General features: G+C 37.2%; 16 protein-coding genes. 4 read left to right on the top strand and 12 right to left on the bottom strand.

The features are described from left to right. The first annotated feature begins 10 nt into the window (after positions 1 to 10). Entirely contained in the window at positions 11 to 1474 is a 1464-nt protein-coding gene (locus KUI_RS03630; RefSeq protein ID WP_014840334.1) for an Rne/Rng family ribonuclease, read from the top strand. Here the strand turns inward: KUI_RS03630 and msbA are convergent. After that, the gene (gene msbA / locus KUI_RS03625) at positions 1471 to 3258 is read right to left on the bottom strand and encodes a lipid A export permease/ATP-binding protein MsbA (protein ID WP_013522492.1); all 1788 of its coding nucleotides are present in this window, start codon (positions 3256 to 3258) and stop codon (positions 1471 to 1473) included. The two genes, KUI_RS03630 and msbA, sit on opposite strands and share 4 nt — an antisense overlap. Before the next feature lie 54 nt (positions 3259 to 3312). Between msbA and KUI_RS03620 the strand changes: the two genes are divergently transcribed. Next, complete coding sequence (locus KUI_RS03620; RefSeq protein WP_013522491.1) at positions 3313 to 4266, top strand: glycosyltransferase family 9 protein; 954 nt, start codon at positions 3313 to 3315, stop codon at positions 4264 to 4266. 10 nt (positions 4267 to 4276) lie between these two features. Here the strand turns inward: KUI_RS03620 and dnaE are convergent, their stop codons facing one another. Next, positions 4277 to 7813: a DNA polymerase III subunit alpha gene (gene dnaE / locus KUI_RS03615; protein WP_013522490.1), complete on the bottom strand. Its 3537-nt coding sequence runs from the start codon at positions 7811 to 7813 to the stop codon at positions 4277 to 4279. Between the two features lie 3 nt (positions 7814 to 7816). Beyond that, entirely contained in the window at positions 7817 to 11638 is a 3822-nt protein-coding gene (hrpA, locus tag KUI_RS03610; protein ID WP_014840333.1) for an ATP-dependent RNA helicase HrpA, read from the bottom strand. A gap of 55 nt (positions 11639 to 11693) precedes the next feature. Here hrpA and KUI_RS03605 point away from each other — a divergent pair, with 55 nt between their 5' ends. Beyond that, the gene (locus KUI_RS03605) at positions 11694 to 11966 is read left to right on the top strand and encodes an oxidative damage protection protein (protein WP_013522488.1); all 273 of its coding nucleotides are present in this window, start codon (positions 11694 to 11696) and stop codon (positions 11964 to 11966) included. Between the two features lie 81 nt (positions 11967 to 12047). Here KUI_RS03605 and phoU read toward each other — a convergent pair whose 3' ends face one another. The 8 genes from phoU to alr all read right to left on the bottom strand — a co-directional run bounded on the left by phoU (position 12048) and on the right by alr (position 20158). Then, positions 12048 to 12761: a phosphate signaling complex protein PhoU gene (gene phoU / locus KUI_RS03600; RefSeq protein WP_013522487.1), complete on the bottom strand. Its 714-nt coding sequence runs from the start codon at positions 12759 to 12761 to the stop codon at positions 12048 to 12050. A 19-nt stretch (positions 12762 to 12780) separates the two neighbouring features. Further along, positions 12781 to 13461: a ribose-5-phosphate isomerase RpiA gene (gene rpiA / locus KUI_RS03595; protein ID WP_013522486.1), complete on the bottom strand. Its 681-nt coding sequence runs from the start codon at positions 13459 to 13461 to the stop codon at positions 12781 to 12783. A 3-nt stretch (positions 13462 to 13464) separates the two neighbouring features. Further along, a complete protein-coding gene (locus KUI_RS03590) occupies positions 13465 to 14271 on the bottom strand; it encodes an ABC transporter permease subunit (protein ID WP_013522485.1) in 807 nt (268 codons plus the stop codon). Beyond that, positions 14271 to 15182 carry an ABC transporter permease subunit gene (locus KUI_RS03585; RefSeq protein ID WP_014840332.1) on the bottom strand — a complete coding sequence of 304 codons (912 nt, stop codon included), beginning with the start codon at positions 15180 to 15182 and terminating at the stop codon, positions 14271 to 14273. Before KUI_RS03585 ends, KUI_RS03590 begins: the two co-directional genes overlap by 1 nt. Next, positions 15179 to 16297 (bottom strand): ABC transporter ATP-binding protein, encoded by a 1119-nt coding sequence (locus KUI_RS03580; protein WP_013522483.1) that lies wholly within the window; start codon positions 16295 to 16297, stop codon positions 15179 to 15181. The genes KUI_RS03585 and KUI_RS03580 overlap by 4 nt, the downstream gene beginning before the upstream one ends. Before the next feature lie 37 nt (positions 16298 to 16334). Continuing rightward, the gene (locus KUI_RS03575) at positions 16335 to 17438 is read right to left on the bottom strand and encodes a polyamine ABC transporter substrate-binding protein (RefSeq protein ID WP_014840331.1); all 1104 of its coding nucleotides are present in this window, start codon (positions 17436 to 17438) and stop codon (positions 16335 to 16337) included. A 184-nt stretch (positions 17439 to 17622) separates the two neighbouring features. Continuing rightward, on the bottom strand, positions 17623 to 18990 hold the full coding sequence (gene radA / locus KUI_RS03570; RefSeq protein WP_013522481.1) for a DNA repair protein RadA: 1368 nt from the start codon (positions 18988 to 18990) through the stop codon (positions 17623 to 17625). Further along, entirely contained in the window at positions 18977 to 20158 is a 1182-nt protein-coding gene (alr, locus tag KUI_RS03565; protein ID WP_014840330.1) for an alanine racemase, read from the bottom strand. Before alr ends, radA begins: the two co-directional genes overlap by 14 nt. A gap of 63 nt (positions 20159 to 20221) precedes the next feature. Here alr and KUI_RS03560 point away from each other — a divergent pair, with 63 nt between their 5' ends. Continuing rightward, positions 20222 to 21082, top strand: a complete 861-nt coding sequence (locus KUI_RS03560) for a phytoene/squalene synthase family protein (RefSeq protein ID WP_013522479.1) — start codon at positions 20222 to 20224, stop codon at positions 21080 to 21082. Here KUI_RS03560 and thrC read toward each other — a convergent pair. Beyond that, the gene (gene thrC / locus KUI_RS03555; RefSeq protein WP_014840329.1) at positions 21077 to 22567 is read right to left on the bottom strand and encodes a threonine synthase; all 1491 of its coding nucleotides are present in this window, start codon (positions 22565 to 22567) and stop codon (positions 21077 to 21079) included. The genes KUI_RS03560 and thrC overlap by 6 nt on opposite strands. Between the last annotated feature and the right edge of the window lie 10 nt (positions 22568 to 22577).

The raw sequence follows: 22577 nt of genomic DNA, 5'->3' as shown, positions 1-22577 counted from the left end.
ATACATCCCCATGAGTGAACAGATTTTTATCAATACTAGCGATTTCGAAACTCGAGTAGCCCTGGTTGATCAAGGTGTTTTGCAGGAGTTGCATATAGAACGCGACAGCCAAAAAGGGGTCGTTGGCAATATTTACCTAGGCAAAATTACTCGCATACTTCCAAACCTTCAAAGTGCGTTTATCAATATTGGACTAGAAAGAAACGCCTTCATGCATGTTGGTGATTTGTATGAAAGTCGAGTAGCAAGGCAGAATTCGGAAGCATTGCCAAAAATAGAAAAGCTTTTCTTCGAAGGGCAAACGCTTCTCGTTCAAGTTATAAAGAACCCAGTAAATGACAAAGGGGCTCGATTAAGCAATCAAATTAATATTGCTGGAAGGATTATGGTATATATGCCGTTTAATGAGCATATTGGTATATCTCAGCGTATTGAGATTGAAGAGGAACGTGAAAAGTTAAGAGATTGGGTTCAAAATTTGAGAGGTTCTGATGACGTAGGTGGATATATTATTAGGACCTTTGCGGAAACCTGCGAAGAGTCCGACCTAAAGCGGGATATGGATTATTTACGCTTGCAATGGGAGGCAATACAAAAGCGTGCCAAAAATTCCAAAGCCCCTAAACTTGTTTATGAAGAATTAAGCCTAACACATAGAGTTTTAAGGGATTTTGCAAATGCAAACACAACAAACATAGAAATTGACTCGGAACCAGAATTAGAGCGAATGAAGGCATGGTCTACTGAATATACACCAGCCGTTACGGAAAAACTAAATTTATATAAAGCAAGCCGACCTATTTTTGATCTTAATAATATTGAAGAGGATATTGAAATTGCTCTATCGCAAAGAGTTAATCTACCATCGGGTGGGTATCTGATATTTGATTCTACTGAAGCCTTGACATCGATTGACGTAAACACTGGAAGTTTTCTAGGTTCTAGAAATTTTAATGACACAATTCTGAAGACAAATTTGGAGGCTTCATTAGAAATAGCCCGCCAACTTAGGCTTAGAAATGTTGGCGGAATAATTATTATTGATTTTATTGATATGGTAGATAATGGACACAAAGAGCAGGTAATGTGCTCATTGAAAAACGCTCTTTCTCGAGACCGTGTTCGCACTACGGTTAATGATTTTTCATGTTTTGGTCTAGTTGAAATGACTCGCAAAAGAGCTCATAGTTCGCTTGCTTCCATGCTTATGGAAAAATGCCCTACCTGCGAAGGTCGTGGCTCTGTTAAAACAGCAAAAACTATCGTCTACCAAATTATGAGAGAAATTCAAAGAGAAGCGAAATTATTTAACCCAACGGAATTTCGTTTAATCTTATCTTCTCAAGTTTTAGACTTGTTTCTCGATGAGGAATCTCAATACTTCACAGCTCTAAGCGATGCAATAGGTAAACCAATATCACTAGAAGTTGATGACCACTATTCTCAAGAAATGTACGATATCATACTGTGCTAGTTAGGGCTTGTAAGCATAGCATGAGAAGCCAAACTTGAATACACCCCGCCTGCGACCATTAGCTCTTCATGTGTACCTGATTCTACTATGCGACCCTTGTCCATTACGTAAATAATATCCGCATTTTTTATTGTAGATAGCCTATGAGCAATAACTAAAGTTGTACGCCCATGCATTAACGAATCGAGTGATGCTTGCACAAGTTTTTCAGACTCATTATCTAAAGCGGAAGTCGCTTCATCCAAAAGTAAAATCGGTACATTTTTCAGTAAGGCTCTTGCTATGGCAATGCGTTGTCGTTGCCCCCCAGAAATCCACGCACCGTTCTCCCCTATCATAGTATGTAATCCGACGGGCAAGCTTGAAACAAAGGTATCTAAATTTGCAGCTTTTACTACTCTCTCAATATCTTCAATCGAAGCGTTGGAATTACTACCGTAGGCAATATTTTCAGCCAAGGTTCCATCAAACAAAAATACGTTCTGCCCTACCAATGCCATTTGACTACGAAGACTTTCAATACTGTAGTCAGGCAGTTCTATGTCATCGATTTTTACGTGCCCTTTAGAAGGTTCAATAAAACGTGGAATAAGATTCATCAAGGTGGTTTTGCCAGCCCCTGAGCGACCTACAAAAGCTACTGTTTGGCCTGATTTCACTTCAAAATTTATACCATCAAGTGTGTTGTTTTCTGAGTCTGGGAATTTAAAGCTAACATCTTGAAATTGAATTTTAGAATTAGGAGTAAATATTAGTTCCCTATTTGAATTTGAAACCTCTTTAGGTGAATCGATAAGCTTAAACACACTTTCAGTAGCCATCATCATGCGTTGTGCTTTTGCGGTTATATGCGTAAGCCTTTTAATTGGGTCGAAAACCTGAGCCAGGGCAGTTATGTAGGCGATAAACGTGCCAACTGTAAGACTACCCTCCTTACTTTGACTTAAGGCTAAGGCAATAACAAACGCAACAGATATAGAAAGTATCCACTGCGTTAAGGGAGACATAGCAACCTCAGCAGTTGCTATCTTCATAGCCTGGTGCCTAAGACTTGAATTAACACGATCAAACCTTTCATTTTCTGATTTAACTCCATTAAAAAGCTTGATTACACGCGAACCGTCTATGCCCTCTCTGATAATTTGAGTCAACACCGCATTGATATCAATATTTTGCCTGTTGATTTTTCGTAATCGTCTAGCAAAAAACCTACCAACAAGCACTGATGGAGGAAAAACCACGATAATAATTAATGTAAGCTTCCAAGATAGAAATAAAAGAAGGAAAAGTATACCTACGATTACAGAAATTTCTTTTACAAAAGTTGTGATTACCTCGGTAGCATTCTGAGTGACTTGTGTCGCATCTACTGTGAATCTATTTAATAGCCGTCCCGTATCACCCTTATTAAACTCTGTGTCTGGCAATAAAACCAGACTACTAAACATATCTTTTCTGAGTTTAAATAGGACTTTGTTTGCAACATAAGCCATCAGATATCCACCACCGAAATTAGCTACACCTCGAATTAGCATTAATACAACTACTGCAACTGGTATCAAAACCATGTAGTCATCTTCGTGCCCAAGAAAGCCTTCGTCAAGAAGTGGTTTCATAAGGTAAGCCATTACGGGTTGAGTACCTGAACCTATGAGCATTAGTATCAAACCAGTGACCCAATAGCCCCAATACAATCCCACTCTCTTATATAAACGCACCCAGAGAGTTTTGTCTACGGCTTGTGAGCCATCTTTTATATCTTTTTTATTGTTAAAAAATGCCAATAGCCTACTCGCAAATATAAAATATTTCCTTATTATATTCTTAGCTGTTGAAATATGAAGGCATTGCCACCTGAAGTTATTTATGTGCGTCTACCAAATTGGGTAGGCGATGTATGCATGTGTCTACCATCATTAGATTTGCTTCTTAGTACTGGATGTCAGGTAGTTATATGTGCAAGACCTTGGGCAAAAGATTTGTTGCAGGGATATGATATTTTTGATTTTATCGATTATGAAGGCAAATGGCAGGACGAATCTAAAAAGGTAAACGAGCATAAAAAACAGTTTAAGCATAAACAAATTTATGGTTTGATTTATCCTAGGTCGATAAGTAGTGCTCTTTCATTCTCGTTGGCTGGAATTAGGAGTGCAGGATATACAGGCGATGCTCGTAGTCTATTACTTAAGTGGAAATTTCATCCAAATCCGCACCATGTTCATTTTGTACAGAAATGGTGGTATCTAACTGTAGATGCACTCAGAAAATGGGGGTTAACTTCGGATTGTAAAAACCCTCCAAGCAAAATCAGTTATTCAATACCTGATTCTTCTCTTTCTAAAGCATGCGATGTTTTGGGAGCCAAAAATCAAAAGGTAATTTTAATTTCTCCTACTGCAGTTGGTCTTATAAACGGTAAACCAAAGGTTTGGCCACATTATGAAGAGTTAACTAAAGAACTACAAAAATTGGGCTTTAGAGTAGTTATGACTCCTCCCGAATCTGAAAAAAATCAGGCTATCGAATCAGCACCTTCTGCTGAAATTTTAGAACCTCTCAAACTTTCAGAATATGTAGCTTTATGCTCAATGGTAGATTGTGTAATCGCAAACGATTCAGGCTCATCCCATCTTGCAAGTTTAGCTACTAACAAACAAATTTCTTTATTTGGTGTAACGGACCCAGCAGTTGGAGGTCCTTGGTCTGAAGAAGCCATAAAACTTGGTACAGTAGGTCAATGGCCATCAATTATGCAAGTTAGAAGTGCAGTTGACAAGTTATGTACTTAACAATTGCATATTAATAAACAATTTTATAATTTAGTTGAGCCTGTTCTAATTTTTTAAATAGTGCATCATCCAAACGGACAGACCAGTCATCTCCAAGCCTAAAACTGCAGGTGTAATCTTCATCATGTGAAAGATTTAACTGAACACTTACTCCTGGAAGATTATTTTCTGGGGCACCCCTATATGGGGCAAATATAGATTTAAAAACATCAAAATTAATGTCTTTTGAAATATCAACTTCGAAAGTTCTAGCCCATCTTTCTCGTGCTGTTTGATAATCGTATAAACATTCAGCTGTGTACCTCATTTTATTCATATAAGAGTTAAATTTGGCTTGAACCTGAACTACTAATAGTGAGTCTTTTTTTATCCTTGATTTATATCTTTCGTAAATAGATGGGGGGCAAAAAACTTCTACAGTTTCAGAACCATCATCTAGAGTTAAAAAGATTAAACGGTTATCTCCCTTATCTGAATTTTTACTTATATTAATCCTTAAGTTAGTCAAAACTCCTGCAATAGAAAGTGCTCCCTGGTTGCTACCTAAATTTTTGATAGGAGTTTTTATAAATTTCCTAACTTCAGATCTCCAAACACCAAACAAATCATTACTAAAATAAAAACCTATAGATTCCCTTTCAGCATCGAGCACTTCTTTTAAAGTCCATGCTTCAATTCCCTCAGGGACTGAAACCTCAATAGCACCACCCTCATCATCAGCAAACAAATCCCATTGATCCTTACTCTCTTCAGCTTGATTTGCAGCAATATAACAATCGTCTACCATTGCCATAAGTAAGGCTCTATTCTTATCTAGTACATCCATTGCACCAGATTTAATAAGTGCTTCAATAGATCTTTTAGTGACAATTGTCCTATCTACGCGTTTAATTAAATCCTGAAGACTAATAAAGTCTCCACCCTCGTTACGTGCTTTAACAATTTCTTCAACAACATTTTGCCCTACACCCTTAATAGCTCCTAGTCCATAACCAATTGTTTTTGGTGGCAATCCCAGATTCGACTGCTCATCTTTTACGGGTTCGAATCTGTAATATGATGTGTTGATATTTGGTGCTAAAAGCTTAAGACCGTTATGTATACAGTCCTCCCAAAATATCTGAACTTTATCTGTATCATTCATATCTGAAGTCATAGTCGCTGCCATAAATTCAGCTGGATGATACGCCTTAAGCCATGCTGTCTGATAGGCAATGAGTGCGTACGCTACAGAGTGAGATTTATTAAATCCATAGCTAGCAAACATCTCCATTAAATCAAATAAATTCGTAGCTAAGTTAGGATCATAACCCCGCTCCATAGCACCCTTTTGAAAAATCTCCCTCTGTCTAGCCATCTCTTCTAATTTTTTCTTACCCATGGCACGACGTAAGATGTCTGCTCCACCTAATGAATATCCCCCTATAATTTGCGAGATAAGCATAACCTGTTCTTGATAAACAATAACGCCATACGTAGGTTTAAGAACAGACTCAAGATCTTTGTGGAAATAATCCACTTTAGCCCTTCCGTGCTTTCTATCTACAAAATCATCAACCATCCCAGAGTTCAATGGACCTGGTCGATACAAGGCAAGAACAGCCACAATGTCTTCAAATGTACTAGGCTTAAGTTTCATAAGAAGATTTTTCATACCATCCGATTCGAGTTGAAAAACTGCGGTGGTATTGCCATCAGAAAGAAGTTTGTAAGTGGCTTTATCGTCTAATGGCAATCTATCTAAATCAAAATCTTTTTGTGCCTCATTAAATTCCTTAACATATCTCACAGTCCAATCCAAAATAGTTAAATTTCGAAGACCCAAAAAGTCAAACTTAACTAAACCTACGTCTTCAATATCATTTTTATCATATTGTGAAACCGCAGTAGTACTACCTGGCAGACGATGTAGAGGTGTAAAATCGGTTAATTTTCCAGGGGCAATAAGTACGCCTCCTGCATGGGTGCCTGTGTTTCTAGTTAGTCCCTCAATTTTTAAAGAGTAGTCAACTACGGTCTTGATATCAGAACTATCACCTTCTGAGTTGTTATAAAGGTCCTGAATATCTTTAATTTCATTTAAAGCCCTTTGTAAGGTATAGGGATCTACTGGAGAGTTTGGAATTAATTTTGATAGCTCATCGCATACAGCATATGGAACTTGCATAACACGTCCCACATCTTTTACAACAGCCCTAGCACCCAATGTACCAAAGGTCACAATTTGACTAACTGAATCTTCGCCGTACTTATCGATAACGTAATCAATAACTTTTTCACGATTGTCCTGACAGAAGTCAACATCAAAATCGGGCATTGATACCCTTTCAGGATTTAAGAACCTCTCAAATAGCAAATCATACTGTAGTGGGTCTAAGCCAGTAATACCAAGCGAGTACGCCACTAAGGAACCTGCACCCGATCCCCTACCAGGACCGACAGGAACACCATTATTTTTACCCCAGTTAATAAAGTCTTGGACTATTAGGAAATAACCTGTAAACCCCATAGACTCAATGACTTCAATCTCCTTATTGAGCCTAGCCTGATAAATGGGAGCCTTCTCCTTTCGGATAGCTTCATCAGGAAATAGAAATTCTAATCGTTTTGCTAATCCTTCTTTTGCTAAATAAGCGAAATATTCATCTACGGAAACCCCCTCAGGTGTAGGAAAAATAGGAAGCTGAGGCTTTCCTAGCTTTAAAGTTATATTGCATCGCTTAGCGATTTCAAAAGTATTTGTTATGGCAGATGGTATATCCTCAAACAATTTGCACATTTGCTCAGGAGAATAAAAATACTGCTCACGAGAGAATCTCTGCTTTCGCTTAGGATCACTTAAAAACTCTCCTTCGGCAATGCACACACGTACATCGTGTGAATCAAAACCATCAGATTCCAAAAACTGAATTGGATGTGTAGCAACTACAGGCACACCAAATTTGGCTGCTAATTGAACAGCCATCTCAGAATATTCATTACTCAGTTGACCAAATTTTGAATACCTACCATGTTGGTCAGGTAGTTCGCGTTGAAGTTCTATATAAAATCCATCGGGGAATCGCTCAACCCAATCCTCAAGTAATTTTGGAGCTTCAATGGGCTTATTAAAAAGTGCTTGTCCTATATCTCCGTAGATACCACCTGATAAAGCGATCAATCCGCTAGTGTCAGTTAGCCACTCTTTTTTTAGTCGAGCAACATCTAATCCTTCATTTTCAAGCCAAACTTTGGAGATAATCTCACACAATCTAAGATAGCCCTTATTGTTTGTAGCAATAATCTCTATTCTATGTGCCTCTCCCGAGACACCCTGTGTATCAAGCACAAAATCACATGCAGCTATGGGTTTAATACCTAATTTACGTGCACCCTTATAAAATTTAACAAAGCCAAAAAGATTAGCTAAGTCAGAAATAGCAATGGCTGGCATGCCAACAGATTGCACTTTGCTGATTAACTCTTCGATTCTTATAGTTCCGTCAAACACAGAAAACTCTGTATGACATCTTAGGTGTACAAATTGTTTAGGATTAAGTGTAGTCATTGCTTATAAATTAAATTGTGACCAAGATTTTTCAAGGCGTTTTGAAGATACTGGATACGGAGTTTTGAGTTCCTGAGAAAACAATGCAACTCGAAGCTCCTGTACCATCCAGATAAATTCATCTAGTTTTGGATCAGGTTGCCCACGAAGTTCGGTCAACTTTTTATTAATTTTAGTCTGAAATTTTCGGATTTCATTTAAGTTTTTTTCATCACGACCAATATCTCTAAGAAGCTTATCAATCCTAGCTATGGACGACTTAATGTAGCGAGGAAAATTCTGTAAATTTTTAAAACTATGCTTAGTTATAAATTTAGGAGGAATTAAAAATTCCAAGTTATTCTTTAGATCAGAATATGCTTCATCAATATACCTTTGATCATTATTGCTCACACTTTTTTTAATAGAACTTTTAAGTCCTTGAAGTTTTTTATCAAGCTGTTTGTACAAATCCAAAATCTGTAAAGACAATTGCACTATTTCATTAATAATAAGTCCCAACTTCTCTTTTGCTTGATTCTTTCTAACCTCAAACTCTTCCTTATTCTGTGGCAATGGTTCCTGCATCGCACTTTGATTTATAGCCCCCTCAATCAGTTGTTCAATTAACTCGGTCTGTGTACCCAAATTCATATACATAAGACCTAATTTTTCAATGCCAGGTATATTTTTTTTCCAATACTTAATTTGCTCATTTAAGCCCAAATAAAATAGGCGCATAAGCCCTTTTCTATGTACATCTAAGGCCATCTCAGGTGTATCAAAAACATCTATAGAACAATACGTATTTGAATCAACTAAAGCTGGATAACCCACTAAGGATTGGTTACTTTTACGAATCTCCATTATTTCAGGAAGTTCTCCAAACGACCAGTCGGTTATTTTATCCTCAGTATTTAAGCTGATTTTAGACAAATTCTGTTGAGCCAATTTCTGAAAACTATGTAAAGACTGATCCGCATGCTCTGCTTTCAATTGAGCTAAATTACGACCTGCAGATAGCATACGTCCATAAGAATCCACCACCTTAAAAATCATACTCATATGGACTGGAAGATTTTCCGTTTTAAAATCTTCACGAGCAATTTTTACATTGTGACTACTATAAGCATGATCGATAATGGCTTCAATTAAATCCTTTTTAGGCTCTTTTAAATCAGCCTCGTGATCCAAATAAAATTCACGTGCATAATCAGGAATCGGTACTAAATGCCTCCTAATTTTCTGTGGCAATGACCTTACAAGTGCTTGAACCTTCTCTTTTAACATTCCAGGTACCAGCCACTGTACCGTGCAGGGATTGATTTGACTTAGTGCATAATCAGGAACAGTTACAGTAACACCATCCTTTGGAGAGCCAGGTTCAAAATGATAAGAAGCAACAAGTTCAAGCCCTGAATTATGTACCTTTCTAGGAAAATAGTCCGTAGTAATCCCTTCTGCACTATGCTTCATTAAGCCATCTTTATTTAGAAGCAATTTTTTTCGTACTTCTTCAGAAAGCCTCTTATACCAAGCTTCTAAGCTTGCGGTTTGGCAAATGTCATTAGGAATTAATGACGAATAAAATGCAAAGATTAAGGCATCGTCAACTAGAATATCTCTTCTACGAGATTTATGTTCCATGTGTTCAATTTGCTCAATTAATTTCAAATTATGATCTACAAAAGGCAGATCCACATTTAAATCGCCGGATACCAAGGCTTCTCTTATAAAAATCTCCCGTGAATGCTCAGGATTTATTGGACCATAATGCACCTTCCGTCCCTGATAAATTTGTAGCCCATACAAAGTAGCTCTTTCATTTGCTACGACCTGACCTCGTTTAACATCCCATCGTGGATCACTCCAATTTTTTTGAATTAAATGGGTGGCAATGCTCTCAATCCATCTTGGATCAATTTGTGCAACCACTCTCGCATATATCTTGCTTGTATTAACAAGCTCTGCCGCCATCACCCATCTACCTGCCTTCTTTTGCATACCAGAAAGCGGATGAATCAAAAATTTAATATTTCTTGTACCTTGATAGAAATTAGGCTCTGTCTCACTTTTAGAACCCACATTACCAAGAAGCCCAGTAAGTAATGATTTATGTATTTGCTCATATGTAGCTTCTGATTCAAGAATTGACCATTTTTTTTCATTCACAATTGAAGTGAGTTGATTATGAATATCAATCCACTCTCTCATGCGAAGAACAGAAATCATATTTTTCTTAAGTTCATCGTTAAACTTACGATTGGATACTTTTTTAGAGTAGAGCTCCCAGTACCATTGCCACAGTTTTAAATAAGATATGAACTCAGATTTTTCATCTTTGAATTTTGCGTGAAGCTGATCGCTTTTGTTTTTTTGGTCAAATGGCCTTTCTCTTGGATCAGCCACACTCAACGCTGATGCGATAATTAAAATTTCTTTTAAGCAGTTATTTTGATGACCAGCCAATATTATTCTTGCAATTTTAGGATCAAGAGGTAGCTGAGCGAGAGATTGACCTATGCGTGTTAGATGAGTTTTATCTGAGTATTGACCAGAAATCGCACCTAATTCATGTAGTATTTGATATCCGTCTGCTATTGCACGGGAGGTTGGACTTTCTAGAAAAGGAAATGCTGCCACATCTCCAATACGCAAAGACTTCATCTGCAATATCACAGAGGCTAACGATGAACGCAAGATTTCGGGGTCTGTATATTCAGAACGTCGTGCAAAATCCTCCTCATCATATAGCCTAACACATACACCAGAGGCAACACGTCCACAACGTCCAGCCCTTTGATTTGCAGATGCTTTAGAAATTTTCTCTATGTGTAACTGTTCAACCTTATTGCGCCAAGAATATCGTTTAACACGTGCTAGTCCAGAATCCACAACATATCTAATACCTGGAACAGTTAATGATGTTTCAGCAACATTCGTAGCTAATATTACGCGTCTTAATGAAGATGAAGGTTTAAATATTTTCTCCTGATCATTCTGAGACAGTCTAGAGAAAAGTGGAAGCACTTCAAGTCTTTCAACTTCTCGACGTGTTACGGCATCTAATAATGCATCAGAACATTCACGAATTTCACGCTCTCCAGGAAGGAAAACTAAAACATCTCCACTTCCCTCAAACGTAAAATCGTGAACTGCCTTAACTACACCATCTGTCAATGAATCTAATTGTGAATTATTTTCCTCATCTGCCCCTAATGGTTTATATCTAATCTCAACAGGGAAAAGCCTTCCTGACACTTCTATTACTGGTGCAGGTACTCCGTTTAATGCTTTAAAGTGCTCAGAAAATTTAACTGCATCTATGGTCGCAGAAGTAATTATTACCTTTAAATTAGGTCTTTTTGGAAGTATTGATTTTAATAAACCTAGAAGAAAATCTATATTTAAGCTTCTCTCATGAGCCTCATCTATTATGATTGTGTCGTATTTTTTAAGGAGTTTGTCCGATTGAGTTTCGGCTAGCAAAATTCCATCGGTCATTAACTTTATTTTTGTATTGGAAGTACTTTTATCTTGAAACCTTACTTGATATGCAACCTCTGGTGCTCTTTGAGGTCCAAGCTCCTCGGATATTCGCTTAGCTACAGAAATTGCTGCAATTCTCCTAGGTTGCGTATGCCCAATTAATCCCTTACGTCCACGTCCTAATGCTAAACATAGTTTTGGTAATTGAGTAGTTTTACCAGACCCAGTTTCTCCGCTAACAATTATTACTTGATGATTTTTTATAAGCTTTGATAGTTCTTCTAGCTTTTGATTAACTGGCAATGAGGAATTAAATTTAATCCCATTAAGCACAATATCTTGAGGGGAATTATCCATTAAAAACTATATGAATTAAAATGTTTCTTTCATAAGAGATTATAGAGGTTTCGATATGAGTAGAACTGTTTATTGCGTGAAATTAAAGCAGGAACTCCCTGGACTTGATTATCCACCGTATCCTGGTGAAATTGGCAAACGTATTTATAAAGAGATATCTGTTGATGCTTGGAAGTCTTGGATGGATGTTCAAACTAGATTGGTAAACGAAAACCGGCTAAACCTAGCGGATGCTAGGGCTCGCAAATATCTACAAGCTCAAATGGAAAGTTACTTATTTGAAGATGCTGATGTAGAAGCACAAGGATATGTGGCTCCACCCATTTAAGCTGGATATATAAATTGTAGGCTCACAATTGCAATCACAATTATGAGCCCAAATATATAAATTAAAAGCCTAAGCAAAGAATTACTCTTGCTCTGCTTCGCCTTTAGCTACTAGTTCTGCGTATTTTGCACCTTCATGACGAACGTCTTCGCCTTGAACTAGATAAATTACTCTTTCAGCGATATTTTTAACGTGATCACCAATTCTTTCAAGAGAACGAGCAATAAAGATATGGTCTATAAACTCAGTCGTGCGACGAGGGTCTTCAATTAAGAAACTACTTAATGTACGAAGTAAGTTCTTCCACTCTTTATCTACCATTTTGTCTGCACGTACTACTTCTGCAGCTTTAACTACATCACTACGAGAGTATGCTTCAAATGCATTGTCTATCATCTGAAGAACTAGTATTCCCATGTGACGCATATCTACAAGCGGTTCATATCTCACACCACTTTCATGAAGTTTGCGGGCAATTTTTACGATTTTTTCGCCCTCATCTCCGATACGTTCTAAGTCAGTAATCATCTTAAGATTTGAAACCATAAAACGTAAATCGATTGCTGTAGGCTGATGAACAGCAATGCCCTCTGCAATTTGTTTGTCTAATTGTTTTTCAAGAGCGTTAACTTCTTTTTCTGATTGTAAAACGCGCTCAATAGTTTCTAAATCTCCAGAATCAATTACTACTAATGCATCTTTGACGATGGATTCAACTATTCCGCCCATACGGATAAAACCAGTACGGATTGATTCGATGTCTTGATCGAATTTTTTGAGAGTATGCTCAGTCATATTTAACTCCTAAGTAAACTTATTTAAGTTTTATAGTTCGGACACCATTTTGACTAGAAACAAGTGCCAACTCTGGTGGTCTCAGTGCAAAAAAACCGCAACAGACTACCCCTGGTATCTGATTTATTTGAGTTTCTAGCTCACGTGCATCAGATACAGAAAAACCAGCTACATCGATAATTTGGTTACCATTATCAGTTAAAAAGCCTTCACGTAAAAAAGCATCTCCTCCAAGCTCTTTAATCTTACGAGATACAACAGAGACTGCCATAGGAATTACCTCTATGGGTAATTTAAAAGCCCCAAGCTTTTCTACTAATTTAGACTCATCAGCTATGCAGATAAAATAATCTGAAGCTGAAGCCACGACTTTTTCACGTAGCAAAGCTCCACCACCACCCTTAATAAGATGTAAGTTCGGATTAATTTCATCAGCACCATCAACATACACTTTTATTGTTTCACGCATATTTAAATCAACTACAGGTATGCCGAATTTAGTAAGTAGCTCCTCGCTTTTTACAGAACTAGCAACAGTATCACGAAATTTATCTTTATGATTAGATAATAATTCAATAAAAAAATTTGCCGTAGAACCCGTACCGACACCAATCGTATCATTAGGTCCCACCATTTCTAAAACATACTTAATAGCCTCAGTAGCAACTTCTTTTTTTAACTCGTCTTGGGTTTTTACCATCATCTACTCCAATGCAGAGGATTTTTTAATTTGAATTCGGTTGGCAATAATTACTATAGCCCCGATTCCAACTACTAAAATTGTAGCTAAGGCATTAACCTCAGGTTTAACACCAAGTCTCACACGTGAAAAAATTTCAATAGGCAAAGTTGTATATCCTGGTCCATTTAGGAATGAGGCAATCACAACATCATCAAGAGAAAGTGTAAAAGCCAAAAGCCATGCCGACACTACCGCTGGTGCAATCATAGGTAATGTAATAGTAAAAAATACTTTTAATGGAGTCGCACCTAAATCCAAAGCCGCATATTCTATAGACGTATCGAGCTCACGCACCCTAGTAGAAATAACCACAGAAACATAGGCTATACACAGTGTCACGTGACCAAGCCATATTGTAAATACTCCATTTGCTTCTGGAAAGCCAACTAAGTTACGCAACTCTATAACCATCAACAATACAGATATACCCAAAATAACATCAGGTATAACTAACGGCAAATTAAGCATGCCAATATAAAGTGCAAAACCTTTAAAAGGACCTTTGCGTACTAATACATATCCTGCCCATGTACCTATCAAAGTAGCCATGGTTGCAGAAAAAACAGCTATTTTTATTGATAACCATGCAGCTCTTAGTAATGCTTCATCGTGATATAAGTCTTTATACCATCTAAGAGAAAAACCCACCCATGATGAAGTTAAAGCTGAATCATTAAACGAATAAACAATTAGGCTAACAATTGGGATATACAAAAAAGCAAATCCTAATCCCAAAGCTATCCATTTAAATAATCTATAAGGAAACATTAATTTGCCTCCTTAAAGAGTTTGTTTTGATTCATTTGATAAATAACTAGAGGAATCAAAAGTATCAAAATCATAACTACAGCAATCGCTGCGGCCGCTGGCCAATTTGCATCTGTAAAGTACTGATCCCACATAACCCGACCTATCATATAAGTATCAGTACCACCTAGAAGCTCTGGTATTACATATTCACCTACTGTTGGTATGAACACAAGCATCGCCCCTGAGATAACTCCTGGCATGGACAGAGGCAATGTAACATTTAAAAACGTATTAAATGGTTTTGCACCAAGATCTGAAGCAGCATCGAGAAGATTCTGATCAAGCTTTAATAAATTAGTGTACAAAGGCAAAATAAAGAAAGGCAAATACGTATAAACCAAACCAACATATACCGCTATGTCTGTTCTATATATCTCCAAAGGAGTATCAATAACGCCCAACCAAATTAAAAAATTATTTAGTAGCCCTTCATTTCGCAAAATACCAATCCACGCATATACTCGCAATAATAGCGAAGTCCAAAATGGCAATATAACAAGTAGCATCAGAACATTGCGTACACTTTCTTTTGAGCGTGCGATGTAATAGGCCATAGGATAGCCAATCAACACACACAAAACAGTTGTAATAGCAGCCATTTTTAAGGAACTAAGATAAGCCCTTATAAACAAACTGTCGGTGAAAATAGTTTTATAACTCTCAAGATGGAGAGTTAAATTTAATATCCAATCTTCAAATTTAATTAATGGAGAATATGGGGGCTGTCCAAATAACGATTCCGCAAAGGAAATCTTTAACACTATAAAAAATGGCACAAGCAAAAAAAGAATAAGCCAAGCATATGGAGGTATGATGGCAATGTAGTCCTTTTTAGGCTTACTTATAGAATATTTAGATTTCTTTTTCATGATGGAAGTACCGTACCGCTATCTGGTCCCCAAGTAACATACACCTCATCATCTATGCCTGGTGGCTCCTCATTGCCAATACGAGAATTAGGCATATTAACGTCAATCATTTTTCCTGTGTCTAATCGAATTTGATACCGTAAGTATGAACCCATCCAAGCTACGTGATTAACAATTCCATGACCCACATTAACGTCATCTTCTGGATGTTCAACTAAGATGCGAATATTTTCTGGGCGAACCGACACAAAAACTTCCATACCCAATGGCTCTGAAATACCATGACTAACGTACATAGGTTTCATCAAATCTTCAGACTCTATAACCACATGATCTGGTTCATCAACTGTAATCACGCCTGTAAATATATTTGTAGATCCAATAAAGCTAGCTACGAATTGAGAGTTAGGGAATGTATAAACATCGTGTGGTGTTCCAGATTGAACTATATAACCATCAGTCATCACAGCAATTCTGTGAGCCATAGTCATAGCTTCTTCTTGATCGTGAGTAACCATAATACAAGTCACACCCACTTCTTCAAGAATTTTTACTAATTCAATTTGAGTCTTTTCGCGGATCTTTTTATCTAGTGCAGACATAGGCTCATCTAATAGTAGAAGCTTAGGTCTTTTTACTAGACTTCTAGCAAGAGCAACCCTCTGTTGCTGACCACCAGAAAGTTGAGCTGGTTTACGTCTAGCAAAACTAGCCATTTGAACCAAATCTAAAGCCTCAAAAACTCTATCATGAATTTCATTTCTAGGGACTTTTTCTTGTTTCAAACCAAAAGCAACATTTTGCTCAACTGTCATATGCGGGAACAATGCATATGATTGAAACATCATATTAACTGGACGCTTATAAGGTGGGACATTAGAAATGTCCACCCCATCAACATATATTTGACCTGATGTTGGCTGCTCAAATCCTGCAAGCATTCTAAGAATTGTAGATTTTCCGCTTCCAGAACTTCCTAAGAGTGCAAAAATTTCTTGACGTTTGACCGAAAGATTTACAGATTGAACGGCAACAGTTTCACCAAAAATTTTTACTACATCTACAAGTTTTACAAACTCATCCTGATCAACGGGTACATTACGCCCATCTTCCATATAATGTTCCAACTCCTATAAAAACAATTATTTAGGATTATTTACCAGCTTTAAGATCAGCCCACAACCTAGTTTCAAGTCTAAGAATTTTTAGGGGTTGAGGTTTAATTACAAATAAAGTTTTGCTTACAGCTTCATCAGGATAAAGTTGTTTATTTTCGGCAATTTCTTTTTTTACAAACTCCCTAGCTGATTTATTTGCATTTGGATAGAACATTTTATTTGTAATGGCCGCATGAACTTCAGGCATTTCTATATAGTTGATAAATGCATGAGCTTCATCTACATTTTTAGCATCCGCTGGTATAGCCATAGTGTCAAACCATACGGGAGCACCACCTTTAGGGATAAAGTAATTTACTTCGAAAGATTTTTTTGCTTCTTTTGCACGGTCAGCTGCAATCATCACATCCCCATTGAAACCATACACCATGCATAGGTCCCCAGCTGCTAGCTCATTGATATATCCAGAAGAGCTAAATTGGCGAATAAAAGGTCGTATTTTTTTAAGTACATCAAAGGCTGCACGAATATCTTTTTCATCACTACTATTTGGATCTTTCCCAATATAGTGAAGTACAGCTGGCAATACTTGTGCAGGCTCATCTAGTAAAGAAATACCACATTCTTTTAACTTAGAAGCATTTTCTGGTTTAAATAACATGTCCCAGTTAGCAATATCCGCATCTGCACCAAATATTTCTTTAACCTTAGTAACGTTATAACCTAATCCATTTGTGCCGAAGCCCCATGGAATCAAATAATTGTTACCAGGGTCAACTTGAGCAACAACAGCCATAATATCTGGATCTAAATGCTTAAAATTAGGGATTTTAGATTTATCAAATGGTTGTAATAGCTTACCCTCAATATATCGAGCTGCATAGTGAGTTGAAGGAGTAACTACGTCGTATCCAGAATTACCTGCTAGTAGTTTAGCCTGAACAATATCATTTGTATCAAAGGTGTCGTATCTAACTTTAATACCTGTAGTACGCTCAAATCCAGGTAATGTATCTTCAGCCAAATACTCAGCCCAGTTATATACGTTTACGACTTTATTTTGCGCAGCGACTGGAGCAATTGCACCTACTACTAGTGCCGCTGATACCGCTATTTTGCCAAGGAAATTCTTTTTCATTGGGTGACCCCTCCAAAATAGTGATTAGTAAAAAGAAACATAATAATAAGGCAAATACCTGAAATCCCTACCCTTTTTTTGAATTAATTGCCCTTTTTAGTCTTTTTTACCACAAATAGACATTTCTTTCTAATATGCATGCCTACAATATCTTGAGGGAATTAGGGTATACAAAAATCAACGATTACCGAATAAATTCCAGCACTTCAGATAGTCGGGACATAGGATACACTTTGATACCTTTTATCTCTTTTTTGGGCTCATTATGTTTAGGAATTATGGCCACCCTAAACCCAAGCTTAGCCGCTTCTTTTAGACGTTCCTGACCTCTTGAAGCGGGTCGAATCTCGCCACCAAGTCCAATTTCTCCGAATGTGACCAAGCCCTCTGGCAGTGACTTATTACGCATTGAGGAAATTATCGCTAGTACTACAGCCAAATCTGAAGCTGTCTCCTTGATTCGAACTCCCCCCACAACATTTACAAATACATCTTGGTCGTATGTCGGTATATTTGCATGACGAGCTAAGATAGCCAATAACATGGCAATGCGATTGCTATCTAACCCAATCGTAAGTCTTCTCGGATTTGGAATATGAGCAGTATTAACAAGAGATTGAATTTCAACTAAAAGTGGTCTCGTACCTTCTTGGGTCACCATAACGCACGATCCAGGCACATCAGAACTATGTTGAGATAAAAATATAGCTGATGGATTGGATATACCACGTAACCCCTTATCCGTCATAGCAAATACACCCAATTCATTGACGGCACCATAACGATTTTTAAAAGCCCTAATCAAACGATGAGTAGAGTCAGCCTCACCTTCAAAATATAGAACGGAATCAACAATATGCTCAAGCACTCTAGGACCAGCTAATGTGCCATCCTTTGTAACGTGCCCAATAAGAACCATAGCAATGCCCGCCTGTTTTGCTACCCTAGTTAATTGAGCAGCACACTCTCTAACTTGCGAAACGGACCCTGGAGCTGAATTTAGTTCAGCGGAAAAAATAGTCTGAATTGAATCTATAACAACAACTGTGGGCTTGTTATTTTCTATAGTTCCAACTATACGCTCAAGCTGAATTTCAGGTAGTAATGATATATTTTCCGTAGGTAACTCAAGTCTGTTTGCCCGCATTGCAACTTGCTCTGCGGACTCCTCTCCGCTTACATATAGAACATTTTGCTTACTTGATAAATTAGCAACGGCTTGAATAAGAAGCGTAGATTTACCTATCCCAGGGTCACCGCCCAACAACACAACTCCACCAGGCACCAACCCCCCGCCTAGAACACGATCAAACTCAGATATTCCAGTTGAATAACGAACAATATCAGTAGTAGCAACTTCAGATAAATTCTGCACTTTGGATACACCATCAAATCCGGCAAGATGAGTGTATCTGTTAGATGAATTTGAAACAGGTGACTCTTTAAATTCCACCATCGTATTCCACATGTGGCAATGCGGACACTGCCCCTGCCAACGAATACTGGTTCCACCACACTCCTGGCATACATACTGAGTCTTAGGCTTGGCCATTTGCTATACCCTTAGGGACACGAGGTGCAATTCCGCACATAAGCTCATATGCAATTCGACCACTCATCTTTGCGACCTCATCTATAGATGGACCTCCCTCGCCCCACAAAACAACAGGTGTGCCAATATTAACCTCAGGAATGTGCGTTACATCAATGGCAATCATATCCATAGACACCCTACCTGCAAGTTTCGCCCTTTTTCCCAATACGCCTACCTCAGTATTATTATCAGCACTTCTAGGGTATCCGTCCGCATAACCACAGGCAATTATCGCGATTTTGCTAGGTTTAGTAGCAGTAAACTTAGAACCATATCCTACAGAATCGCCTACTTTAAGATTTTGAATAGCAATAACATCCGCAACTAAAGACATTCCAGGCTTCAAATCTAGCTTAGTAAATTCTGAATCCCTGTAGTCAAAGTATTGACTACCATATAACACGCAACCAGGTCTTATCCAGTTAGTTCCTGATATGGATGCTAACTCTGGAAATCTCATGCAGGCCGCTGAATTACAAATGCTTACTGGAACTTTACGTCCCTCAAATTCAAGACAATTCTTTTTGAAATCATCTACTATCGTATGAACTTGAACTTCGTGATCATCACTATCTGCATTTGCAAAATGCATCATAGTACCGACAGTACCAATCAATCCTGTAGATTTCAAAGTTTTTATCTGATCATAAATTTCGTGAGCTTCAGATGGTTTAAATCCTAGTCGGTTCATGCCAGTATTAAACTTAATAAAAAGATTTATTTTCTTTAAATCTTTGGCAATGCTTTCTTTTGCCACTTCAGACAATCTTTCCTTTAAGTAGGCAATCTGATAGGGACTATGCAAAGCAGTAGATATACCCCCTTCAAGCAATACATCTATATCCTGCTTATGAAAAAAACCCTCTAGCAACAAAATTTCTTGAGTATTTCCTTTTTTTCTTAATACTTCTGCATCTACTAAGTCAATTAAACCCAGTCCATCAGCATCTGCGAACCCTTCTATCGCCGCACCTAAACCATGACCATATGCATTAGCCTTTACTACTGCAAGAGTTTTTATAGTTTTATTAGTGTTTTTTGGATAATTTCTAACACTTGAAGTGATTTGATGTAGATTACTAGCCAAATTATTAGTGTGTAAAATGGCTTTGATTGGACGTCCCAAGATTTAATCCTTTAATATTAAACTTTAAAATTAATAATTATATATCTTACTAAATCGCTAATAATGGCTAAAAACCCTAGTCTTACGCCTTCTGAACAAGTCATAAATGAAAAGACTTATAGCACCTCAAGCCCCGAACATTTTGCTTATCTTTATTTAGCTGAGGATAAAAAAAATTCAGTTCGAACTTTATATGCACTTTTTAACGATATAAAAAACATACTCTATACGCAATCCGATAGCAACATAGCTAGGATAAAACTATCCTGGTGGAAGGATGCGATTGAAAAGCTATATCTAGAAAAATCAAATTCAGTTAACCATCCATTACTTTTCGCATTTAATTCTATTAAGAATAAACACAACATCAATCTACAATTTCTACTTAATGTTATTGAATCTGTTGAGATGGATTTAACACATAACCGTTATCTAGAATTCAGAAGTTTAAATAAATTTCATGCCTTACAAAGCGGATCTATTTTCTCAGCCGTTTCACAAATATTAGGATCAACTAAACCAGATGTTATTAAGCATGCTCAAAATTTAGGAGAATTTCTTCATTTCGTGGATATGATTTCTGAGATGGGCATAGATGCTTCTCAAGGTCGCATATATGTACCCATGGAATACCTAAGAAAACATGAAATTACTGCCAGCGATTTTCTTAAAGCGACACCAAAAGTTATTAACAGTCCATTAAAAGATTTTTTAATTTTAGAAGCCAGTGCAAAATCAAATGAAGTTTTAAAGCTTTATGAAGCATTGCCACCAGAAGAGAAAAAAAACTTAAGACCTCTTAAGGCATTAAGATTAATGGGGGAAGCGAAACTTAAAAAAATAAAAAAAGGCGACCCATTTAAAAATGAAATCGCCCTGACACCACTACATATGCTTATGATTTCAAGCCGTGTATGGTTATGAATGCTTTTGGATATAGTCCTTCACCTCTTCCACTGAGTTTTCCGTAACTACTTCATGACGAGGTTTATTGAGCATTTCATTAAATCGCTCAGGAACTTTAGGCTCAAATCCTAAAGATTCTTTAACTGTAATAGCAAACTTAGTAGATAGAGCTGTTTCTGCGACTACCATAATCTTATTTTCTGATTGAAATTCAGATGAAACTTTTACACCGTCAGCAGTATGTGGATCTAGGATATATTCGGTTTTATCGTAGAAATCTTTGATTGTTTTAATTCGATCTTCATGAGTACTACGACCCGCTTTAAAAGTAAAGAAGTGATCAGTTCCCTCAATTTCACTTAGTCTCTCAGAAAGATCAAAACTTCCATCTTCAGCTAAACGGCTCCAAAGATCTTTAACCTTAGAGGCATCACAATCATATAAGAAATATACGAAACGCTCAAAATTTGAGGCCTTAGAAATATCCATAGATGGACTTGATGTGGCAATGGTTTCAGCAGGAATACGTGGTTTATAGACGCCAGTTTTAAAAAATTCTTCAAGTACGTTATTTTCATTTGTAGCTACAATCAAATCACCCAAAGGACATCCCATCATAGATGCAATTAAGGCTGCCAGAATATTGCCAAAATTACCTGTAGGTACGGTTACGTCTATAACTTCAGCTTTGTAAGTGGCAATGTTTTTGTGCTTCAAATTATCATTAATTTTGCTATCTCTATATTTTGACTCAACTGGCTTACTAACCTGTAACCAAGCCCAAAAGTAGTACACAACTTGTGCTGCAATGCGTGCAAAATTAATTGAATTCACTGCCGCTATATGATGCTTTCTCTTAAACTCTAAATCGCCATTAATAGCCTTTACTATATCCTGACATTCATCAAATACACCTTTGACTGCTAAATTGTGAATGTTTGGATTATCTAAAGTGTACATCTGGGCTTTCTGAAAATCACTCATACGACCATGCGGTGAGAGCATAAAGACATTTACGCCTTTTTTTCCTTTTAATGCATATTCAGCTGCAGACCCAGTATCTCCTGATGTAGATCCCAAAACATTTACATATGTTTGGTTCTTATTTAGGACATATTCATAAAGGTTTCCCAAAAACTGCAAAGGAAGATCCTTGAAAGCTAAAGTCGGCCCCTCTGACAATCCTAATAGATAAAATTCTTTTGCATGTCCGAATTTAAATTTTTTAAGAGGAACTATTTCACTACTTTCAAAATTATCTAATGTGTATGTTTTATCGATAATGTTTTTAAGGTCGTTATATGGAATATCAGTTATTAATAAACTTAAAACCTGTAGAGCTACTTGCTTATATGTAAGATTTCTCCAACCTTCAAGCACTTCTATATCTATATATGGAATAGACTCTGGCACATATAATCCACCATCTGCAGCCAAACCTTCAATTAAAATATCGCAAAATTCAGCTGGTTCGACTCCACCTCTGGTTGATACATACTTCATAAACTTGTCC

The sequence above is a fragment of the Taylorella equigenitalis ATCC 35865 genome (assembly GCF_000276685.1).
GTDB lineage: Bacteria > Pseudomonadota > Gammaproteobacteria > Burkholderiales > Burkholderiaceae_B > Taylorella > Taylorella equigenitalis.
Note: the sequence above shows the minus strand (reverse complement) of the source record. Positions and strands in the feature narration are given on the sequence as shown.